Below are 17,962 nucleotides of genomic sequence, written 5' to 3'. Positions count from 1 at the left end.
CCTATGTGATGGGGCCCGGGTGGCTATGATCGGTGGCGCCCGTCTAGGCGGCCCGCCGGTACTGGTTGATCAGGCCGTCGAGTACCGGTCGGCGTTGCAGGCGGACCTGATCGAGATCGGTGAGTGTAGCCGGGGCATGTGACGGTTGAGGCGGCCGACGATCTCGTGAGCGATGGGGACGGTGCCGGTTGTAATGCCGTTCGTATGCCTTCAGGGCTCGGCGGAGATGGCCTGCATTGTAGATCAGCAGCCGGTCGGTGCATTCCCTTCGAATAGTGCCGACCCAGCGCTCGGCTATCGCGTTGGCCTGCGGTGCGCGGACCGGTGTTTTGATGACGCGGGCGGCGAGTGAAGTGAGCACCTCGTCGAAGACCGCGGTGAACGTGGCGTCGCGGTCGCGAATGAGGAATCGGATGCCCTCGGCCTGCTCTCCCAGGTTCATGACCATGTTGCGGGCCAGTTGAGCGACCCAGGTTCCGATCGAGCCCGGCTCTTTTGAGGATGTCGCGCACGGTACTGGGCGGTACCCGAAGGCCGACGCCGGCCAGCTCTCCGCTGATGCGCTGATAGCCCCACGGGGGATTCTCACAGGCCAGGCGCAACACCGCCTCCCGGACCTCCGCGCGGGTAGAGGGACGACCCGGGCGCTTGGAGCGGTGGGTCCATTGGCGCTTCACCAGCGTGCGGTGCCAGCGCGGCAACGTCGCGGGGGGGGGGACGAAGAAGACATCCCACGACGAGCAAGGAAGCAGCCGCGCCAAGGCCGCGAGCACGACCCGATCCTCCGGTTGGAGATCGGGCCGGTTCACCTGACGGCGCAATACGGCGACCTGATGGCGAAGCACCATGATCTCGGCCGTCTTGGCCCGAGCATGAGGAAGAGGGAGGACCACGACACCGCCAGCAGGATGCCCGAGCCCTCATCATGCTCGAGCCACGAACCCCCAGGTCAACCTCGGCGGCTGAATTTCCGCACCTCACACGCTCCTCAACGCCGGCGGCGCCCAACCAGTGGAGGGCGAGCCGACGATCCGCCGACCGAGCGGTATCGCGGCGCGGGATCTCAGGGGCCGGTCGCTGCTCTGGACATCATCGACGGCAGCCGGACCCCCCAGCGCTGAACATGGTGCGATCCGGTGTACTGCCGCCGAGATGGATCTTCGGCGACGGCGTCGGGATGTCGCTTGCCAGCGGATCAAGCGCAGCGCTCACCGCGGCGGCGCCCATCTCCTCCAGGGGAGACCGGATTGTGGTGAGCCAGTCGGCCTCGTCGCCGAGCGGGCTGAACATGCGATGGCCGTACCCGGCGACCGCGATGTCGTCGGGCACCACCAGGCCGCTCTCCCGCAAGCGATGAATCGCGCCCCAGGCGACCACGTCCTCCGTGCTGACGATGATCTCGGCATCGGGTCCATCCGCCAGATACGCGGTCGCGGCCTCCATCCCGCCCGCAACGCTGTGCACGGCTCGGTAGACGTGGCTGTCCGGCAGCGCTACGCCGCCGGCGGACAGCCCGACCCGGAAACCGTCGAGCCGATCGCGCTCCGAGGGGACCGCCTCGTCGGCGAGGAAGACGACGAAACGCCGGTAGCCGAGGCCGAGCAGGGCGCCGGCGAGCGCCTTGCCACCGTCGAAGTCCGGCGGCCTGATCGCCAGGACCGGCTCGGAGGCCTCGCCGACGATCACGACCCGGCCGCTCTCGCGCTGGAAGCCGAGCAGTTGCTCCATCAGCCTGGAACCGGCCTTCGCGGTCGTGTCCCGCTTCCTGGCCAGCACCAGCGCCTGGGGGCGCTGCCGGCGCAGATCCTGCACCAGATCGCGCTCCCGTGACTCGTCGCCGTCGGTCGAGAGCAGGTTCAGGATGTACCCGCGCCTGGACGCCTCCCCCATCGCCCCGAAGGCGATCCGGGCGAAAAACTGGTCGCGAATGTCGCCGACCACCAACGCGACCGCGGGATAGCGACCGCGCACCATCGCCTGCGCGGCGAGGTTGGTGGTGTATCCAACCTGCTCCGCCGCGGCCAGCACCCGCTCCCGGTACTCGTCGGCGACCTGCCGGACACTGCCGTTGAGCACGCGGGAGGCCGTGGACGGCGATACACCCGCCGCGCGCGCGACATCGGCCAACCGGGGAGTCCCATTCGGTTCCTTCGACACGATTGTCATGATAACCACCTGGAGCGGGACAGCGCTGTCCGACGCTACATTCCGAGCTTTGCCCAGCTATAGCAGCAAAAAAACCAATCTGATGCTCTTGTCGGGAAAGCGCTAGCCGGGCAGTATGACGACCCAACGCGCTGTCGATCCGGAGGTTCGCCATGCACCATTGCAGAGTCAGCAGCGGACGTCGCAGGCTTCTCACCTTCGTCGCGACCGTGGTGCTGACCGTCACCCAGCTGGTGGCACCGGCATCAGCCGCGGCTGACCCCGAGATCGTCTTCACGAACCCGGTGGCCGCGGACGGGATCACCGCCTGGCCGGGAGACCGGGACAAGACACCCGAGCACGCGGCGTCGAGCCGGCTCGGGGTGCCGTGCTGGCAGACCAGCGACGACCTGAAGGACCAGTACATCTACCTGAACATCGACGCGGCCCGGATCCCGGCCGGCGCCACCGACGCGGTGCTCACGGTGAACTACTTCGACAGCCCGGGCCAGCAGCTCACCGCGCAGTACGACAGCGTCAGCGCGCCCTTCACCCCGCTGCCGTGGTTCTCCTTCCCCGGCTCCGGAGCCTGGGCGACCACGCAGTTACGGATGTCCAACGTCAACTTCCAGAACCGCGCGAACGGCGCCGACATCCGCCTGATGGCGAACGCGCCCGGCGGTGTCATCAGCTCGGTCTGCGTCTCGTCGGTCAGCGTCTCGTTCGCCGACACCACCGGCATCACGGTGACCAACCAGAGCCTGGTCTTCACCCAGGGCGCGGGCAGCGTCACGCTCACCTCGACCGCGTCCTCGGTCGCCTGGAGCATCACCGATGACCAGTACCTTCCCGTGGCCTCGGGTAACGCTGCGATCGCAGCCGGGGCGGGCTCGATCAGCACCAGCGGCCTGAAGCCCGGCTTCTACAACCTCCGCCTCACCGCCGGCCAGACCGTCGTCGGTACGACGCTCGCCGTCATCCCGCCGCTCCCGGCAGGGATCCAATCCCCAGCGGGCAAGTGGGGCGTGAACACGCACATGTCCCACTACTACGACCTCAGCGGCGCCCTGATCCGCACCCTCGCCCTGGCCGGCTTCTCGCACATCCGCGACAGCCTCGAGTGGCCGCGCGTCGAGTCGGGCTCGCCCGGCAACTACGCGGTCGACCCGCGGTTCGACGCGATGATCGCGGACGCGAAAGCGAACGGCATCATCCCGCTGCTGGTCACCGGATACCGCAACCCGCTGTACGACGGCGGCCGGACCCCGAGCACACCCGACGGCCTGGCGGCGTACGGCCGCTACCAGAGCTGGTGGCTCAAGCACTTCGCCGGCACCACCAACGACATCGAGACCTACAACGAGTACTACATGGCCGGCTTCAACGACAGCGCCTGCGGCATCACCGGCGCGTGCTTCCTCCAGCTGATCAAGGCCGCGTACGAGCAGACCCACAAGGACAACCCGAACGCGAACGTCATCGCCGACGTCGGCCCGAACAAAGGCGACACCACCTTCCGCGACCAGCTGTTGTCCCTCGGTGGGCTGGCCTACGTGGACTCGATCAACGCGCACATCTACACGTTCCCCGGCCCGGAAGGAGACCTGGACACCCAGATCCAGAGCCTGCGCACCGCGGCCGACGCGCACGGCGGCGCCGGCAAGCCGATCTGGATCAGCGAGGAGGGCTACCCGACCGCGCCGAGCTTCGGCGGCTCGATGCTCGACCAGGCGCGCAAATCGATCCGCAACGACGTGATCATGATTGCGAACGGCGTCAGCCAGTTCTACTGGTACGACGCCCTGAACGACGGCACCAACCTGGACGACAAGGAGAGCACCTTCGGCCTCCTGCAGGCCCCGGCCGGGCCGATCGCCGGCATGGCCCCGAAGCCGGGCCTGGTCGCGAAGGCGACCACGATCCGCGCCCTCACCGGCCTCGCCTACAGCGGCCGCGACACCCTGCCGTCCCCGCTGTACTCCTACCGCTTCGGCTCCGGCGCCTCGACCACCCGCGTGCTCTGGTCGACCGGCACCGGCACCTCATCCGTCAACCTCACCACCAGCAGCCCGCTCGAAGTGACCGACATGTACGGCCACAAGACCACCCTGACCCCGGTGGGCGGCGTCGTGAACCTGACCGTCGACCAGGATCCGCTCTTCGTCAAGGGACCCGCCACCGCGGTCTCCCAGCAGTCGAAGCCGGAGTTGAAGGTCGCGGCCGCGGATCCGTCCAACTCGATAGAGCCGACCGCGGTCACGGTGACGCTCAAAGGCACGGCCCGCAACCTCGGGCCGCGCGCGGTGACGATCGCGGGCCGGACCAAGCAGGTTCTGGTCACCCCGGGCAAGGACGCCACGGTCACCATCCCGGTCCCCGCGAGCGACACCCTCGGGTCGCGCCACCTGGTGGCGACCGTCGCCCGCAACGGGAGGCCGACCGCCCGCCTGGTCGCGTGGACCAGCGTCGAACCGGCGACCAAGATTCGCATCATCCCCCAGATCGCCCAGGTCTCACCGCTGCAGGCCGGCCTCGGTGTCGAGCTCACCAACACCAGAGCGACCGCGGCGGCGACGATCCAGGACCTGACCTGGACCATCGCGGGGCAGAAGGGCACAGCCGGCGCCGGCCAGTCGATCGCACCGGGACAGAAGGCGACGATCAGCGTCCCGGTCAGTGGCCTCCAGCCCTGGAAGGCCTACGCCTACACGGTCGACCTCACCACCTCCGACGGCAACAAGGTCTCCGCGAAGGGCACCACCGCCTTCAACCCGATCGTGCCCTCGGCGACGACCCCGAGCAGCTCGATCAACCTCACCACCGACGCGGGCTGGATCGCCTTCACCCGCCCCTGGGGCGGGCCCGCCGACCTCTCGGGTGCGGCGAGCCTCCAGTACGACGCGACCGGCCTGACCATCAACGCGGCCGTCACCGACGACGTGTTCTCCCAGACCGGGACCGCTGCCACCCTGTGGCGGGGCGACAGCCTGCAGTTCGCGATCAGCGACGGGCTGCCGGGTGAGAGTCCGTCCGCCACCGAGATCGGTGCCGCCCTTCTGCCGGCCGGGCCGGCCGTATACACCTTCGGCACCTCGGACGGCAGCCCTGCCGGGACCACGCCCGGCGCCACCGCCGCGATCGCGCGCGCTGACGGTGTCACGTCGTACCAGGTCAAGGTGCCCTGGGCGGCGCTCGGGTTCCAGTCCCAGCCGGCCGGACCGGTCGCGATCGCCCTCGCCCTGAACGAGGACGACGGCGCCGGGCGTGCCGGCGCCCTGCAGTGGGCGAGCGGGATCGTCACGGGGAAGACCACCACCTTGTTCCTGCCAGGAACGTTCACCCGCTGAAAGAAGGAGCGAAGAGTGCTGACCACACGATGGAGGGCGGGGGCCGTCACCGCGCTGGCGATCCTGACGGCCACCGCCTGCTCGTCAGGATCCGGAACGGCAGTCAGCGACGACGGCACCGTGACGATCACGGTCGGGCAGAAGCCCACGCCGGACCAGGCGGCGGCGCTGAAGACCTGGACCGACCGGGTCGCGCAGTTCGAGAAGGCGAACCCGAAGATCAAGATCGAGGGCTCGGAATACGGGTACGACGTCCAGACGTTCCAGGCCGACCTGGCCGCCGGGACGCTGCCGACCGTGGTCGCGATCCCGTACACCGACGTTCAGGGGCTGATCGAGCGCAAGCAACTCGCCGACATCACCGACGTGGTGAAGGCGTCGTCGGCGGGAAGCAAGATCAACCCAGAGGTGCTGAAGACCGTCCAGGACTCCAGCGGCCACATCTTCGGCCTGCCGGTGCAGGCGTACACGATGAGCCTCAACTACAACCGCGCGCTTTTCCAGCAGGCCGGGCTCGACCCGGACAAGCCGCCGGCCACGTGGGAGGAGGTCCGGCAGGACGCCAAGGTGATCGCGGACAAGACCGGCAAGGCCGGCTACGCGATGATGACCACCAACAACACCGGCGGCTGGGTCCTCACGGCCATGACCTACACGTACGGCGGATCCATCGAGAAGGTGAACGGCGGCAAGGCCTCGGCCGCCTTCGCCGACACCCCGATGAACGGCGCGCTCACCACGCTCCAGCAGATGCGCTGGACCGACAACGCGATGGGCAGCAACTTCCTGTTCAACCAGAAGCAGCTGCAGCAGGAGTTCGCCGGCGGCAAGGTCGGGATGTACATCGGTACCCCGGGCGACTACCGCGACGCGGTCACCACGATGGGCGCCAAGGGTGAGGACTTCGGCGTCGCGCCGCTGCCGCTCGGCTCGCCGGACGGCGGCACGCTGACCGGCGGCGCCGTGCAGATGTTCAACCCGAAGGCGTCGAAGCAGCAGATCGAGGCCGCGGTCAAGTGGGCCGAGTTCTTCTGGCTGGAGAAGTTCACCGACCGGGACCATGCGGTCACCGACGCCAAGGCCGCGAACGCGGACAAGCAGTACTCCGTCGGACTTCCGATGCTGTGGTTGTTCGACGAGGCGTCGAAGAAGCAGTACGACGAGTGGATCAAGCCGTATGTGAACACGGTCCAGGCTAACTTCACGCCGTACACGTCCAAGGCCGCGTCGCTGAAGCTCATGATCGAACCGCCGGTCGCCGGGCAGAAGGTGTACGCGAACCTCGACTCGGTCGTCCAGACCGTACTGACCCAGAAGGACGCCGACGTCGGCAAGCTGCTCGCGGACGCGTCGAAGGCGGTCGACGGGCTGCTGGCGAACTCGTGATGGCGTCGAAGGCGGTGAGTCTCCCGCTCTCGCCCGAGGACGGCCGGGCCACGCGCGTCATGCGGCGCGTGGCCCGGTGGGTCCGGCGCGGCGGGATCAGCACGCTGGTGTTCCTGATCCCGACGCTGGTGGTCTTCGGGCTGTTCTCGTGGTGGCCGATCGCGCGCGGGCTGGTCCTGGCGTTCCAGCAGACGAACCTCGTCACCGCGGCGGAGTGGGTCGGGCTGGACAACTTCCGCAAGGTCCTGGCCGATCCGCTGCTCGTCACCGCGGCGCGCAACACCGCGTGGTTCGCGTTGCTGGCCTTGGTGTTCGGGTATCCGGCGCCGCTGGCGCTCGCGGTCTTCGTCCGCGAGCTGCGCCGTGGCCGGGCATTGTTCTCGGTGCTGGCGTATCTGCCGGTGGTGCTGCCGCCGGTGGTGGCGATCCTGCTGTGGCGGGTCTTCTACGACGCGAGTGACTCCGGCCTGTTCAACACCCTTGCCCGGGGCATCGGCCTCGGCCCGTTCAAGTGGCTGCAGGACGCGCAGTCCGCGATGCCGAGCATCGTCCTTGAGGCGACCTGGGCCAACGCCGGCTCGACGATGATCATCTACCTGGCCGCGCTGTCCGGCGTCCGCACGGATCTCTACGAGGCGGCCGAGATCGACGGAGCCTCGATCTGGCGGCGGATCGTGCACGTGACGCTGCCGCAGATGCGGACGATCCTGCTCATCACCCTGCTGCTGCAGATCATCGGCACCTTCCAGGTGTTCACCGAACCGTTCCTGTTCACCGGCGGCGGCCCGGCGAACGCGACCACCACGATCCTGATGCTGCTCTACAACTACGCCTTCATCAACGGCGACTACGGCGGGGCGACCGCGCTGTCGGTGCTGCTCGCCGTCTTCCTCGGGCTGCTGTCGCTGCTGTACTTCCGGCTCACGCGGCGCTGGAGCACGACGTGAGCGCCCGGTCCGAGGACCGCGGCCTCATCTCCGCGGCGGATCGACGGCGACCGGTGGTGCGCTGGACCCTCGGCGGCGGCCAGGCGCTGATCCTGATCCTGCTCGCCCTGGCCGGCCTCGGGCCCATCCTGTGGCTGGCCAAGGCGGCGATCTCGCAACCGCACGACATCGCCTCCAACCCACTCGCTCTGTGGTCCGGGCCGCCGCAGTGGCAGAACATCGAGACCGCCTGGTCCAGGCTCCGGGTCGGTCCGGCGCTGATCAACACGGTCCTGATCGCCCTCGGCAACTGGGCCGTGTCGGTGCTGGTGGCGACGACCGGAGGCTACGCGCTGGCGATCCTGCGACCCAGGTATGCCAAGATCATCAACGGCGCGCTGTTGGCGACGATGTTCATCCCCGCCGTGATCTCGCTCGTGCCGCTCTACCTGACCGTGCTGGACGTTCCGATCGTCGGCGGGTCGCTGATCAACAGCTACTGGGCGATCTGGCTGCCCGCCGGCGCCAGCGCCTTCAACGTGATCATCACCGGCCGGTTCTTCGCGCAACTGCCGGCCGAGCTGTTCGAGGCGGCCAAGATCGACGGCGTCGGCAACTTCCGGATGTTCACGTCGCTGGTGCTGCCGCTGTCCGGGCCGATCATCGGCGTCGTGTCGCTGCTGTCCGTCATCGCGGCCTGGCGCGAGTACCTGTGGCCGAAGCTGGTCCTCCCCGACCGCGCCAAACAGCCGTTGTCGGTGATGCTTCCGGCGATCCGCGACAACGTGCAGATCAACCTGTTCATGGCGGGACTGCTGATCTCCGTGGTGCTGCCGATCGTCATCTTCCTGCTCTTCCAGCGCTACTTCATCCGCGGTGCGGGGCTGGCCGACGGGATCAAGGGCTGAAACCGTGCGAGTACGGCCGGAGCCGAGCGAGCCGCCGGGCGACCTCCCCGCGGGCTCACAGCCCGTCGCGATCGTGCCAGTCATCCTGCCAGCGAAGGTCGATGGGCTGGTCGGCGCGTTGGTAGCGGATGTCGGTGGACAGCCGCATGACCCCGTCCGGATCGACGTTGTCGAGTGCGGCGTGAACGATGTGAGCCGTGTGGATGACCATGTCGCCGGCCCGGTAGTCGGCCACCAGCCAGCGAGCGCCGTACTCCGCCGCCAGCGCCGGGAGGTCGGCGGTGATCGATGCCGCGGGACGCTTGAGGGTGCCCTCGGCTTCCGCGCGCATGACCCGCCGGTGGCTGCCTTCCAGGTACGTCAGGCCGCCGCGGGAGACCGGGCAGTCGCCGAGCGGGATCCACGCGGACAGCACGCGGTCCGTTCCCTCGCGGATGTAGACGAGGTCGTAGTGCGCCTGGGTGGCGGTGCCGATCCCGGACTCGCCGGGCGCCGTGTGCCGGATGATCTTACGACGGTGCAGGTGGGTCGTCCCGCCGAGGAACCAGGCGAACCAGTCCCTGATCGCGGGCTGCGTGCAGAAAGCATGGTAGGTGGAGCCCGGAACGATGTCGGTGAACAGGACCCGGCGGAGCGCTGCGGGATCCACCCGCCCGGCCGCGATCCCGTCCCCGGCCGCCGTTCCCGGTGCCGTGAGACCGGCGCCGGCCGCGCTGATCCGCTCGAAGTAGTACCGGCGGAACCCGAGCACGGCGGCCGGATCGAGAGCCTGCCTGAGGAAGAGGTAGCCGTCGCGGCGGATCCGCGTCAGCAGGGCATCGCGATCGTGACGTTCGGCGCCGGGTACGGCCTCGAGCTCGCCCAGCCGGGACTCGTCGAGGGTGTAGCCGTTGGAGGTGAGCATGGAGACGACCTTGCCAACCGCCGATCGGATCCGCCATGCACGGATCGACATGTCGGATGGACTTTCCGGCGGCTAGGGTTGCGGGGCTCCACCCATCTGACGCTGGCTCTCGCGGAACCGGCTCGGCGCGGTCCCGGTCCTGCGCGTGAAGAGGCGGCTGAAGTAACCGGCGTCGTCGTACCCGACGCGCCTGCCGACCGCGGCGACCGGCAGGTCCGTGCTCACCAGCAGTTCCTTCGCGCGGTTGAGCCGCAGCCGGAGCACGTACTCCTTGGGGCTGCAGCCGGCGGCGCGCCATACGGCGTTCCTGAACGCGGTCACCGACATGCCGAGGCGGCCGGCTTGAGCCTCCACGGACACCGGCCGGTACGCATCGCTCCGCAGGGAACGCAGCATCGGGCTCTGGGCCGGCCCCGCCGCGGAGATCGACTTGTAGGCGACGCTGATCAGCTGGTGCATCGCGCCGGCCGCCTCCACGTCGCTGCGCGGATCGTCCGGCCGGCTCGTCCTGGCCAGCGTGCGAAAGGCGGTCTCGAGCGCACCGGTGTCGTACAGGCGCTGCACAGGCTGGTCCAGATCGATGTAACCGAATCGCTCGTACACCTGGGTCGCGTCACCGTCGAAGAGCGCCCACCACTCGCTCCATCCTTGCGGGTCCGGGGCGTAGGCATGCCGTACGCCCGGCGGGAGCCAGAACATGGCCGGCGCGACAATGTCGTGGTGGTGGCCGTCCCACCGCAACCAGCCGCGCCCCCCGGTCACCAGCACGGCGGCGTACGACTCCAGGGCACGGTCGGGCTGCGACACGATCTTTCCCTCGATGGCGCCGACACCGAGGCACACGAGGCCGAGACGGAAGGACTCCGGCGCCGGCGTCAGATATCTGGCCCAGCCGGCAGCCCGCCGCGCTGTCATGACCGGCTGACGATCCATCCACGCAGCTTAGTGAACACCCACGAAGGAAGGATTCAGGGATGAACGTATCGACGGGCGCACACCTGACGTACCCCCACGCCAACGGCTTCCATGCCGGCGGAGAGAGGCTGGTTGTCACCCGCTGGGATCCCGACCGGCTGGCGACCGGGGTCGCCAGCGTGGCGTGGCGGAACCCCGGCGAAGCGGACGTGCGAGAGGTGTGCGGGCTGCCGGACGGGAGCGCGAAGGAGGGGACTGTCTGGTTCGACGTCGCGCGTGCGACGGAACGGCTGGCCGCGATGTGGGACGACGCGCTGCACCTCGTGGACCTCGCCGATCACACCGCCAAGCCCGAGACCGTGTATCGCGCCCCGGCGGGCCGTACCCTGCAGGGGCTGGTCAGCATCAGCGCGTCCGGCGAGCGGGTGCTGTTCTCCGAGGAGTCGCCGGGGGCGTACACGCTGCTCGAGATGGACGTCGACACGGGAGGCGTTCGCGAGCTGCACACCCGCGACTGGTGGGCGAACCACGCCCACTACTGCCCTGCCGACGAGGAGTGGATCGGCTTCTCCCACGAAGGACCCACCGAGACCGTGCCCGATCGCGTGTGGGCGCGGCACTCCGTCGAGATGCCCGAGGGCCGGTGCGTGCTCGAGCAGCCGGAGGGGCTGCACTTCGGGCACGAGCGGTGGGCGCATCACGCGGTGGGTGCGATGGTCGTGGCATACGGGGTCAGCCCGGCCGAGCCGCGCGGCCTGTACTGGACGTCGCCGGACGACCCCTCAGGACGCCTGCTGTCGCGCGGCGACCGCTACTGGCACTGCGACGTCAGCCGGGACGGCACGCTCGCGGTGGTCGACACGACCGGACCTGCGGACCGGCCCGGCAAGGGCTGGGACGGCGCCGACGGTATCGCCGACGTGCTGCTGGTGGACCTGGTGGAGGGCCATACGACGCCGCTCGCCCGCACCCGTGCGACCCGCCACCCCGCCCACCCCCACCCGGTCTTCGCCCCGGACGGCTCAGCAATCCTGTTCAACGATCTCGGCGCGGACGGCACCCTCTCCGTCACCCGCGTCGACCTCCCGTGACCCCACCTCGCCGTCACCGGGTAGGCGCAGTGGCGAAAGAGGAGAGTCTCATCCTGATGGATGAGGTTCTCTGGCGTCCGCTCCCGCAGGCGGTTCGTCCTGGAGGATGGGGTGGCAGGGCGATCGCGTCCCTAGATTCGTGACGTGTCCAAGAGAGCTGTGGTCGCCCGAGCGCTGCGCAGGGTCGCCGCCTGGTGCGCGGCGGTGGTCGTGCTGGTGGCCGTCACCGGGTTCTGCTACGAGTCGGCTCATAATCCGTGGGTCGTGGGTTCAAGTCCCACCCGCCCTACCACGCCGACCTGCGGCTTTACGCGGATCTGTAGTCACGTCGTCTGATCGTGAGTCACAGTGAGCCACATGTGAGTCACATCATCTCCCGGGTCTTGCCGATCTCCCAGTTGGTCGCCCGCACCGCACTCAGCACCAGCCGCGCGGTCGCCTTGGCGCTGTCGTGATACTGCCGCGGCAGCACCGAGACGTAGGTGTCGGCGGTCAACACGATGCCGGCATGCCCCAGCGTGCGCTGCACCACCTTCAACTCCGTCCCCGACGCCAGCGCCAACGTCGCAGCTCCGTGCCGCAAGTCGTGCAACCGCACCGGCGCCAACCCGCTGGCCGCCACCAGCTTGTGGAAACGGTGCGTGAGATAGCTCGGCTGCACCGGCGCTCCGCTCCCCAAGGTGAAGATCGGGCTGGCCGGTGACCACCCCTCCCCCGGCAGCCGGCGTGACCTCGCCACGCCGCAGCCCACGTGCCAATGCACGCCGATCCGTGCCTTCTCGAAGATGACGTCTGGCCACCGCACCCCGCCACAGAGGCCAGCCTCTCGGGGCCGAGCACGCAAAGCACCAACGGGGTGGCGACTCCGCGCCTGCGGGAGCCCGTACGGCTCACTCTCTGCGGCTCAGCCCGGTCCCGGGCGCCGCGCTTCACGCCAACCCGCTGCTCCTTCGAACCGTACTTGGGCTGCGGGCCTTCATGTCGTGGAGCAGCCCCGGCGACGGCTCAGCACCGCTGCAATCGGCAGGGCCGCGGCCAGGCCGCTCAGCAGGACGGCTGCGAGCGCGCCCAGAACGGCCGGCTCGTTGCCGAAGGCGATGCCGACGGCGGCGAGCGTCGGGCCGGCGTTGCGCACGGCCGCGACGCCGCCCATGGTGGTGCGGCGTGGTCATGGCCCAGTGGCCAGGACTGTGCCGAGCACGAAGGCGGCGGTGGCGAAGAGGAAACCCGCCAGCAGGCTGAGTGAGGCGATCAGCGCGACGACGTCGCGCCAGTTGCCCACGAGCATGCCCGCCAGCACGGCGAGGAATGTCACGTTCGACACGGTCGCGGCCACAGGATGCCACGCTCGTGCTGTGGGCGGCGCGTGATGGCGCACGATCAAGCCGACGGCGAACGGAACGAGCTGCAGGACCGCCACGGTCAGCATCAGGGTCGCAACGTCCAGCGAGACCCCGCCACCCACGTTCGCCGCACTGAGGAGAACGTTCGCCGTCGGGCTGAAGGTGATGCTGCCGATGGCGGCCAGCAGGACCTGCATGGCCGCTCCTGCGGCCACGTCACCGTGCTGCACCATGCCGAGCTTGGCGCCGAATGGCCCGCCGGGTGAGGACGCGATCAGCAGCAGCGCGACGAAGGCCGGCGCGGGCAGGCCGAAGAGCGCGGCGACGCCCCAGCCGAGCAGCGGCAGGGCGACCAGGTTGACCAGGAGCACCAGCGCGAGCAGTAGACCGTTGGTGAGGACGGCGCGCAAGTCCGGCAATGTCGTGCCGAGGCCGGCGGCGAACATGGTGGCCGCGATGAAGATGACGGTGACGGCGTTGAACAGCAGGTGCAGGGTGTTCATGAACACCTCCGGTCGTCGAGCCGGAGTGGCGCCATCACACTCAGCCCGTGAGGTCGCCGAGCCAGCGCAGTGCGCTCAGGCTCGGCATGAAGCAGTATTCGCCGCCACGCGTGACGACGAATCGGGGCAGGAAGCACAGGCGCCGCCGTACGGGACGCCGGGGAATGGTGAAATCGCCGGAGCCGTCGGCTGAGCCGGCGATGGGATCCCTGGCCTGGCCCGCGCCGAAGAAGGCGCCGTCGTTCATCCATTCGGTCTGGACGAACTCGAACTGCCGCCCCGAGATGGGCTCCGACGAAGGCGAACATCAGCCCTCGGTCGGCCCCGGTGAAGGTTCTTGGTCACCACACAAGACCACCACTCACCTCCTCAACGAAGGTGGCGGCGCATGGAACCGCTAGGCCGCCGGGCAACACGGACGGTCACCATCGAGCTCCATGGAGCCGACAGCTCGCGATAGTTGAATAGGCGAGAGACCGGTACCCCGGAAGGTGCGCCGTTCGCCGTATCAGGGTGTCTCGCGCTGAAGGTCTTCCTGCGGCGGATCGGCGATCGCGCCCACCAGGAGTGGTCCGTTCAGCAGGTCGGCGGTGACCCTCACGCCGGTGAGGCGGGCCGCCATCGCGAACATCCGCGCGATGCCATGCTCGGACAGGCCGTCGTAGCGCTGGTCCCACTCCTCGTCCGAGCTCTCCTCCAATGGCAGGCCGAACTCGCGCATGAGGCCAGCAAGCCGGTCGGTGTCGGCACCGGAGCGATGCTCGGGAGCGGTCGGGTCGAAAGCGATGATCACGATGCCGTCGACGGCGTAGTGGAAGTAGTCGCAGGCGTGTCATGTCGTAAGACGGACACCGCTCCGACATAGCCACCTCCGTCACCGCCGCCGGTCACCATGGCGAAGTCGGAGACCGCGAGGTCCAGCTCGGCGAAGCTCATCTGCGTGCTCGTGCGGGCGCCGAACCGGCGCAGCACCTCGGCCGGGTCGAGCCCGCGCAGCAAGGTCACGCAGTAGATCTCGCCGAGGAGGTTGCCGCGATCGCCGTACGGCGGTTGCAGCCAGCGGAACGGCGTCAGTGCGTCGATTGTCATGTCGCGATCTTGGCAGGCCCTACCGACATAGTCAGGCCCACTTCACCCTTCCGCGCGCACCTGCTGTTCCAGAGCGGGCCGAGACCCCATCGCACCGCCCCACCTTGCGCCGTTGGCCGTCAGGCGGCCAGAGCCAGCTCAGTGGCGTGGCCGGCCGCCCACTGCGCGAGTGTCCGGCCCTTCCTTCCGGTCACCTGCTCGAACGTGGGCGAGACCGCCGGGGGCTCCTCCGCGTACTCGGCCTGGTAGCCCAGGACGAACTCGGCGGCCTCCACCGGAAGTCCGCCCTCGATGTAGGCCCGGCGAGCCTGCCCGTAGGTCAGCCCCTCGAACGCGGTCGCACGGCCGAGCCCGGCGCCGATCGCCTCCGCCTGCTGCCGGTGGGTGAGCGCCTGCGGTCCGGTCAGGTCCTACGCCCGGCCCGCGTGACCGTCCTGGAGCAGGACGATCGCCGCGGCTGCTCATCCAGCGCTGCCCGCGGCAAGGATGGCCGCTACCGCGCCGGGGCGGAACGTCATCGGTGGCCTCAGCGGCCGGCCGGAGGTCGGCCGGTGTCCGTGCACCCGCCGTGACGCCGGAACTGTGCGGCTGGAGTCGGTCATCGTGTCGCCTTTCGCCGCGGCTGGTTGCCTAAACCGCAGCGGCATCTTGTCATTGTTCTTCAGTGAGTAGGGCAAAATGTCGACCAGCCGAGGTGGGCACATGAGGCCATGATCGGGCTCACCTCTGCCCCCGCTGATCAGCGTCGTCGGGATGTGAACGCTGTGCCTGCTGCTCTGCGCTGGAGGGCGCTGCTGAAGGTCCTGTTCCCTTGCGCTCGGCCGCCTCGAGGTCGGTCTTGGCCACGGCCAGGGCGACCGCGGCGCCGCCGGCTTCCCGCTGGACTGCCGTCAGCTCGCCGCGCACCTCCCTGAGCTCCTCGCGTACGTCCTTAGTCTCCTGCCGGGCTTCCTGGGTGCCTGCCTCCGCCTGCTCGGCCCGGCGCTCCGCTTTTGCCGAGCGCTCGGCCTCGGTCGTCTTCTACGGCCTCGCTGTAGCCCTGGGGAATTTCCAAAGGATTTGCCTGACCTGCGCTGATGCGGGCCTGCCCTTCCTGCGCAACCCGTGAACCGCTGACTTGGGGCGTGGCGGGCGAACGTTTCCGTTCCGCTGTTCCTTCCGGGCCGTACCCCCAACGACACAGCCCTTCAGCGTGAAGCCCGCGACGCTGATCTCGCCGGCCATGAACGGGCCGCACCATCATCATCCACACTGGTCTGGCCGCCGACACCGACCGCCCCGGAGTTCCGGCCGGTGCCCCGCTGCCGGCCGCTGTCGGCGTCGTACGTCGCTACCGCTCCATCCCCGACGCGCCGTCGGGGACCAGGTGGGCCAGCACGCTCTCGGCTATAGTGCCGAGGGCGTCAAGCTGCCCGGGGGACAGCAGGTCGATGAAATGCCGCCGGACGGACTCCACGTGCAAGGGCGCGGCCTCCTGGATCGTGCGCAGTCCATCCGGGGTCAGTACGACGACGGCGCCCCTGGCGTCGTTCTCGCACTCCTCGCGGGCGACGAGCCCGCGCTGCTCCATCCGGCTGATGTGGCGCGAGAGCCGGCTCTTGGACCAGAGCATCCGGTCGGCCAGCTCGGTGAGCCGTCGCCGGTGCCCCTCTGACGAGGTCAGCGCGGACAGCACGTCGTAGTCAGGCATGGACAGTCCCGAGTCGGCCAGCAGGTCGCGGCCGACTTCGGCGTCCAGCAGCAGTCGCATCCGCCGGTAGCCGATCCAGGCGCGGAACTCGGCGGTGTCCAGCCATCTCGGCTCAGCCATGCCTCCACCCTAGCGGGTTTAGTTGACATGTAACCAACTTCATTGCTTAGGTTTACATGTAAACATCCATGACGAAGGGTCGACGGATATGCGCATGTTCGGGCTGGGCCTGTCTACTTCGGCCGCGCCAGGCGCGGATCCGGTGGGCGACGCCAGAGTGGCTGAGGAACTGGGGTTCGATTTCGTGTCGGCTTCCGACCACCCCTGCGGCGCCGTACCGACGTACGAAGTGTGGACACTGCTGACCTGGGTCGCGGCCGCCACGTCACGCATCCAGGTGGCCACCAGGGTGCTCGGCATGCCGTACCGGCCGCCCGCGATGGTGGCGAAAATGGCCGAGAGCCTGCACCGGCTCTCGGGCGGCAGGCTCATCCTGGGCCTCGGCGGCGGCTATTCCGATGACGAGTTCCGGGCCTTCGGGCTCGGCGTGCCCTCGCCGGTGGAGAAGGTCGACGGCATGGTGGAGGGCATCCAGATCATCCGCGGGCTGTGGTCGGAGCCCACCTTCACCTTCCACGGCAGCCGCTATCACACCGAGTGTGCCGACCTCGAGCCCAAACCCGACCGGCCGATTCCTATCTGGCTCGGGACGTACGGCAAGCGCGCCCTGGAGGCCACCGGGCGGCTCGCCGACGGATGGATCCCGTCGTACGGATTCGCGCCGCCGGAGCAGGCCGCGGCCCTGCGAGCGCGGGTTCTGGCCGCTGCCGAGGCGAGGGGAAGGACGGTGACCTGCGTCTACAACATTCCGGTTCGTGTGGGGGAGTCTCAGGTGTCGGAAGGAGTGGTGTCCGGGAGCGCCGAGGAGGTGGCCGAGCGGCTGCTCACGTTCGCCGGGCTGGGGTTCTCCTCGATGAACCTCATGCCTGTGGGGGACTTCAGGCAGCAGGCGGAGCGGCTGGCGTCGGACGTCGTCCCCATCCTCAGGGCGGCATAGCTCACCAAGTCGGGGCGCTGTCTGGCCGCAGGCCCGCTTCCGCACGTCATGGCGACTGTCCTGCGCTCCTCCACCGCTCTTCGCACTTCGGCGAGGGTCCTGATGAGAGTTAGCGAGCTGCCGTCACAATGTCACAGTGCGCCGAGTTCCCCGGCACACCGACCGGCAATCAGCAGTTCTTAACAGATGCCCAAGCATCAACCACTGATTGCCAGCGTGATCTCGGCTGACCCGGCTGGGACCTTGAACCCCGCGTGCTGTTCAGTACACCGGGGTGCCGTTAACCAACGTGCCACCAACCGCCAAACCTGCTCTGAGCTGGGATAATCAGTGGCCTGCTTCGAGCTCCGCTGCCGACTGACCGATGGCAGGACGGGCCGTCGTCGTGAGCTCGGGGACATACTTGTAGATGGTCGAGCGGCTGACGCCAAGCAGCCGGGCGATGGAGGAGACGGTATTCACCGGACGGGTGAACAGGTCGCGGGCGTGCCGGATCTGCTCGTCGGTCGTCGCCGGCGGCCGCCCAGCGCCTCTCGTGTGGTCCCCAGCCGTCGCTGGTGACGGGAGCAATGCTTGAGATCTGTGGATCACTGGGAAGGGGTGTACCGTCCCGGTGATCATGTGAATCCACAAGCATGACCGACGCGCCAACGTCGGC

At 68.8% G+C, this 17,962-nt stretch carries 19 protein-coding genes and 1 pseudogene; 6 read left to right on the top strand and 14 right to left on the bottom strand.

Translation table 11 applies throughout. The annotated features are described in order from the left end of the window. Window positions 1-43: 43 nt before the first annotated feature. The 3 genes and pseudogenes from AB0J87_RS36840 to AB0J87_RS36830 all read right to left on the bottom strand — a co-directional run bounded on the left by AB0J87_RS36840 (window position 44) and on the right by AB0J87_RS36830 (window position 2,166). On the bottom strand, window positions 44-442 hold the full coding sequence (locus AB0J87_RS36840; RefSeq protein ID WP_363973009.1) for an integrase core domain-containing protein: 399 nt from the start codon (window positions 440-442) through the stop codon (window positions 44-46). A gap of 67 nt (window positions 443-509) precedes the next feature. Then, a pseudogene (locus AB0J87_RS36835) lies at window positions 510-848 on the bottom strand (helix-turn-helix domain-containing protein); the annotation flags it as partial. A gap of 241 nt (window positions 849-1,089) precedes the next feature. Beyond that, a complete protein-coding gene (locus AB0J87_RS36830) occupies window positions 1,090-2,166 on the bottom strand; it encodes a LacI family DNA-binding transcriptional regulator (RefSeq protein ID WP_363973006.1) in 1,077 nt (358 codons plus the stop codon). A gap of 152 nt (window positions 2,167-2,318) precedes the next feature. Here AB0J87_RS36830 and AB0J87_RS36825 point away from each other — a divergent pair, with 152 nt between their 5' ends. Genes AB0J87_RS36825 through AB0J87_RS36810 form a run of 4 tightly spaced genes read left to right on the top strand, consistent with a single transcriptional unit; the run spans window position 2,319 to window position 8,712 of the window. After that, window positions 2,319-5,492 (top strand): hypothetical protein, encoded by a 3,174-nt coding sequence (locus AB0J87_RS36825; RefSeq protein WP_363973003.1) that lies wholly within the window; start codon window positions 2,319-2,321, stop codon window positions 5,490-5,492. A gap of 15 nt (window positions 5,493-5,507) precedes the next feature. Continuing rightward, entirely contained in the window at window positions 5,508-6,878 is a 1,371-nt protein-coding gene (locus AB0J87_RS36820) for an extracellular solute-binding protein (protein ID WP_363973000.1), read from the top strand. Between the two features lie 14 nt (window positions 6,879-6,892). Next, on the top strand, window positions 6,893-7,825 hold the full coding sequence (locus AB0J87_RS36815) for a sugar ABC transporter permease (protein WP_363972997.1): 933 nt from the start codon (window positions 6,893-6,895) through the stop codon (window positions 7,823-7,825). Continuing rightward, entirely contained in the window at window positions 7,822-8,712 is an 891-nt protein-coding gene (locus AB0J87_RS36810; protein ID WP_363972994.1) for a carbohydrate ABC transporter permease, read from the top strand. The genes AB0J87_RS36815 and AB0J87_RS36810 overlap by 4 nt, the downstream gene beginning before the upstream one ends. Window positions 8,713-8,767: 55 nt before the next feature. On the opposite strand, the gene AB0J87_RS36805 is transcribed toward AB0J87_RS36810, so the two are convergent. After that, window positions 8,768-9,616: a phytanoyl-CoA dioxygenase family protein gene (locus tag AB0J87_RS36805; protein ID WP_363972991.1), complete on the bottom strand. Its 849-nt coding sequence runs from the start codon at window positions 9,614-9,616 to the stop codon at window positions 8,768-8,770. Window positions 9,617-9,688: 72 nt separating this feature from the next. Then, window positions 9,689-10,549, bottom strand: coding sequence for an AraC family transcriptional regulator (locus AB0J87_RS36800; protein WP_363972988.1), 861 nt, complete (start codon window positions 10,547-10,549; stop codon window positions 9,689-9,691). A gap of 41 nt (window positions 10,550-10,590) precedes the next feature. On the opposite strand from AB0J87_RS36800, the gene AB0J87_RS36795 reads away from it, so the two are divergent. Next, window positions 10,591-11,622, top strand: coding sequence for an oligogalacturonate lyase family protein (locus tag AB0J87_RS36795; RefSeq protein ID WP_363972985.1), 1,032 nt, complete (start codon window positions 10,591-10,593; stop codon window positions 11,620-11,622). A 364-nt stretch (window positions 11,623-11,986) separates the two neighbouring features. Here AB0J87_RS36795 and AB0J87_RS36790 read toward each other — a convergent pair whose 3' ends face one another. From AB0J87_RS36790 to AB0J87_RS36755, 8 genes are all read right to left on the bottom strand, one after another. Further along, the gene (locus tag AB0J87_RS36790) at window positions 11,987-12,283 is read right to left on the bottom strand and encodes a tyrosine-type recombinase/integrase (RefSeq protein ID WP_363972982.1); all 297 of its coding nucleotides are present in this window, start codon (window positions 12,281-12,283) and stop codon (window positions 11,987-11,989) included. 315 nt (window positions 12,284-12,598) lie between these two features. Then, on the bottom strand, window positions 12,599-12,775 hold the full coding sequence (locus AB0J87_RS36785) for a hypothetical protein (protein WP_363972979.1): 177 nt from the start codon (window positions 12,773-12,775) through the stop codon (window positions 12,599-12,601). 15 nt (window positions 12,776-12,790) lie between these two features. Further along, complete coding sequence (locus AB0J87_RS36780) at window positions 12,791-13,468, bottom strand: bile acid:sodium symporter (RefSeq protein ID WP_363972976.1); 678 nt, start codon at window positions 13,466-13,468, stop codon at window positions 12,791-12,793. 40 nt (window positions 13,469-13,508) lie between these two features. Further along, the gene (locus AB0J87_RS36775; RefSeq protein WP_363972973.1) at window positions 13,509-13,715 is read right to left on the bottom strand and encodes a hypothetical protein; all 207 of its coding nucleotides are present in this window, start codon (window positions 13,713-13,715) and stop codon (window positions 13,509-13,511) included. A gap of 261 nt (window positions 13,716-13,976) precedes the next feature. Then, window positions 13,977-14,261, bottom strand: coding sequence for a DUF6461 domain-containing protein (locus AB0J87_RS36770; RefSeq protein ID WP_363972970.1), 285 nt, complete (start codon window positions 14,259-14,261; stop codon window positions 13,977-13,979). Further along, complete coding sequence (locus tag AB0J87_RS36765) at window positions 14,258-14,557, bottom strand: DUF6461 domain-containing protein (RefSeq protein ID WP_363972967.1); 300 nt, start codon at window positions 14,555-14,557, stop codon at window positions 14,258-14,260. The genes AB0J87_RS36770 and AB0J87_RS36765 overlap by 4 nt, the downstream gene beginning before the upstream one ends. A 119-nt stretch (window positions 14,558-14,676) precedes the next feature. Continuing rightward, window positions 14,677-14,832, bottom strand: a complete 156-nt coding sequence (locus AB0J87_RS36760; protein ID WP_363972964.1) for a hypothetical protein — start codon at window positions 14,830-14,832, stop codon at window positions 14,677-14,679. A gap of 1,055 nt (window positions 14,833-15,887) precedes the next feature. Further along, a complete protein-coding gene (locus AB0J87_RS36755) occupies window positions 15,888-16,367 on the bottom strand; it encodes a MarR family winged helix-turn-helix transcriptional regulator (RefSeq protein WP_363972962.1) in 480 nt (159 codons plus the stop codon). 88 nt (window positions 16,368-16,455) lie between these two features. Between AB0J87_RS36755 and AB0J87_RS36750 the strand changes: the two genes are divergently transcribed. Beyond that, the gene (locus AB0J87_RS36750; protein WP_363972959.1) at window positions 16,456-17,304 is read left to right on the top strand and encodes an LLM class flavin-dependent oxidoreductase; all 849 of its coding nucleotides are present in this window, start codon (window positions 16,456-16,458) and stop codon (window positions 17,302-17,304) included. 327 nt (window positions 17,305-17,631) lie between these two features. Here AB0J87_RS36750 and AB0J87_RS36745 read toward each other — a convergent pair. Next, on the bottom strand, window positions 17,632-17,962 hold a 331-nt coding region (locus AB0J87_RS36745), incomplete at its 5' end, for a helix-turn-helix domain-containing protein (protein ID WP_363972956.1).

It is taken from the genome of Nonomuraea sp. NPDC049625 (genome assembly GCF_040675285.1).
Taxonomy (GTDB): domain Bacteria; phylum Actinomycetota; class Actinomycetes; order Streptosporangiales; family Streptosporangiaceae; genus Nonomuraea; species Nonomuraea angiospora_A.
Note: the sequence above shows the minus strand (reverse complement) of the source record. Positions and strands in the feature narration are given on the sequence as shown.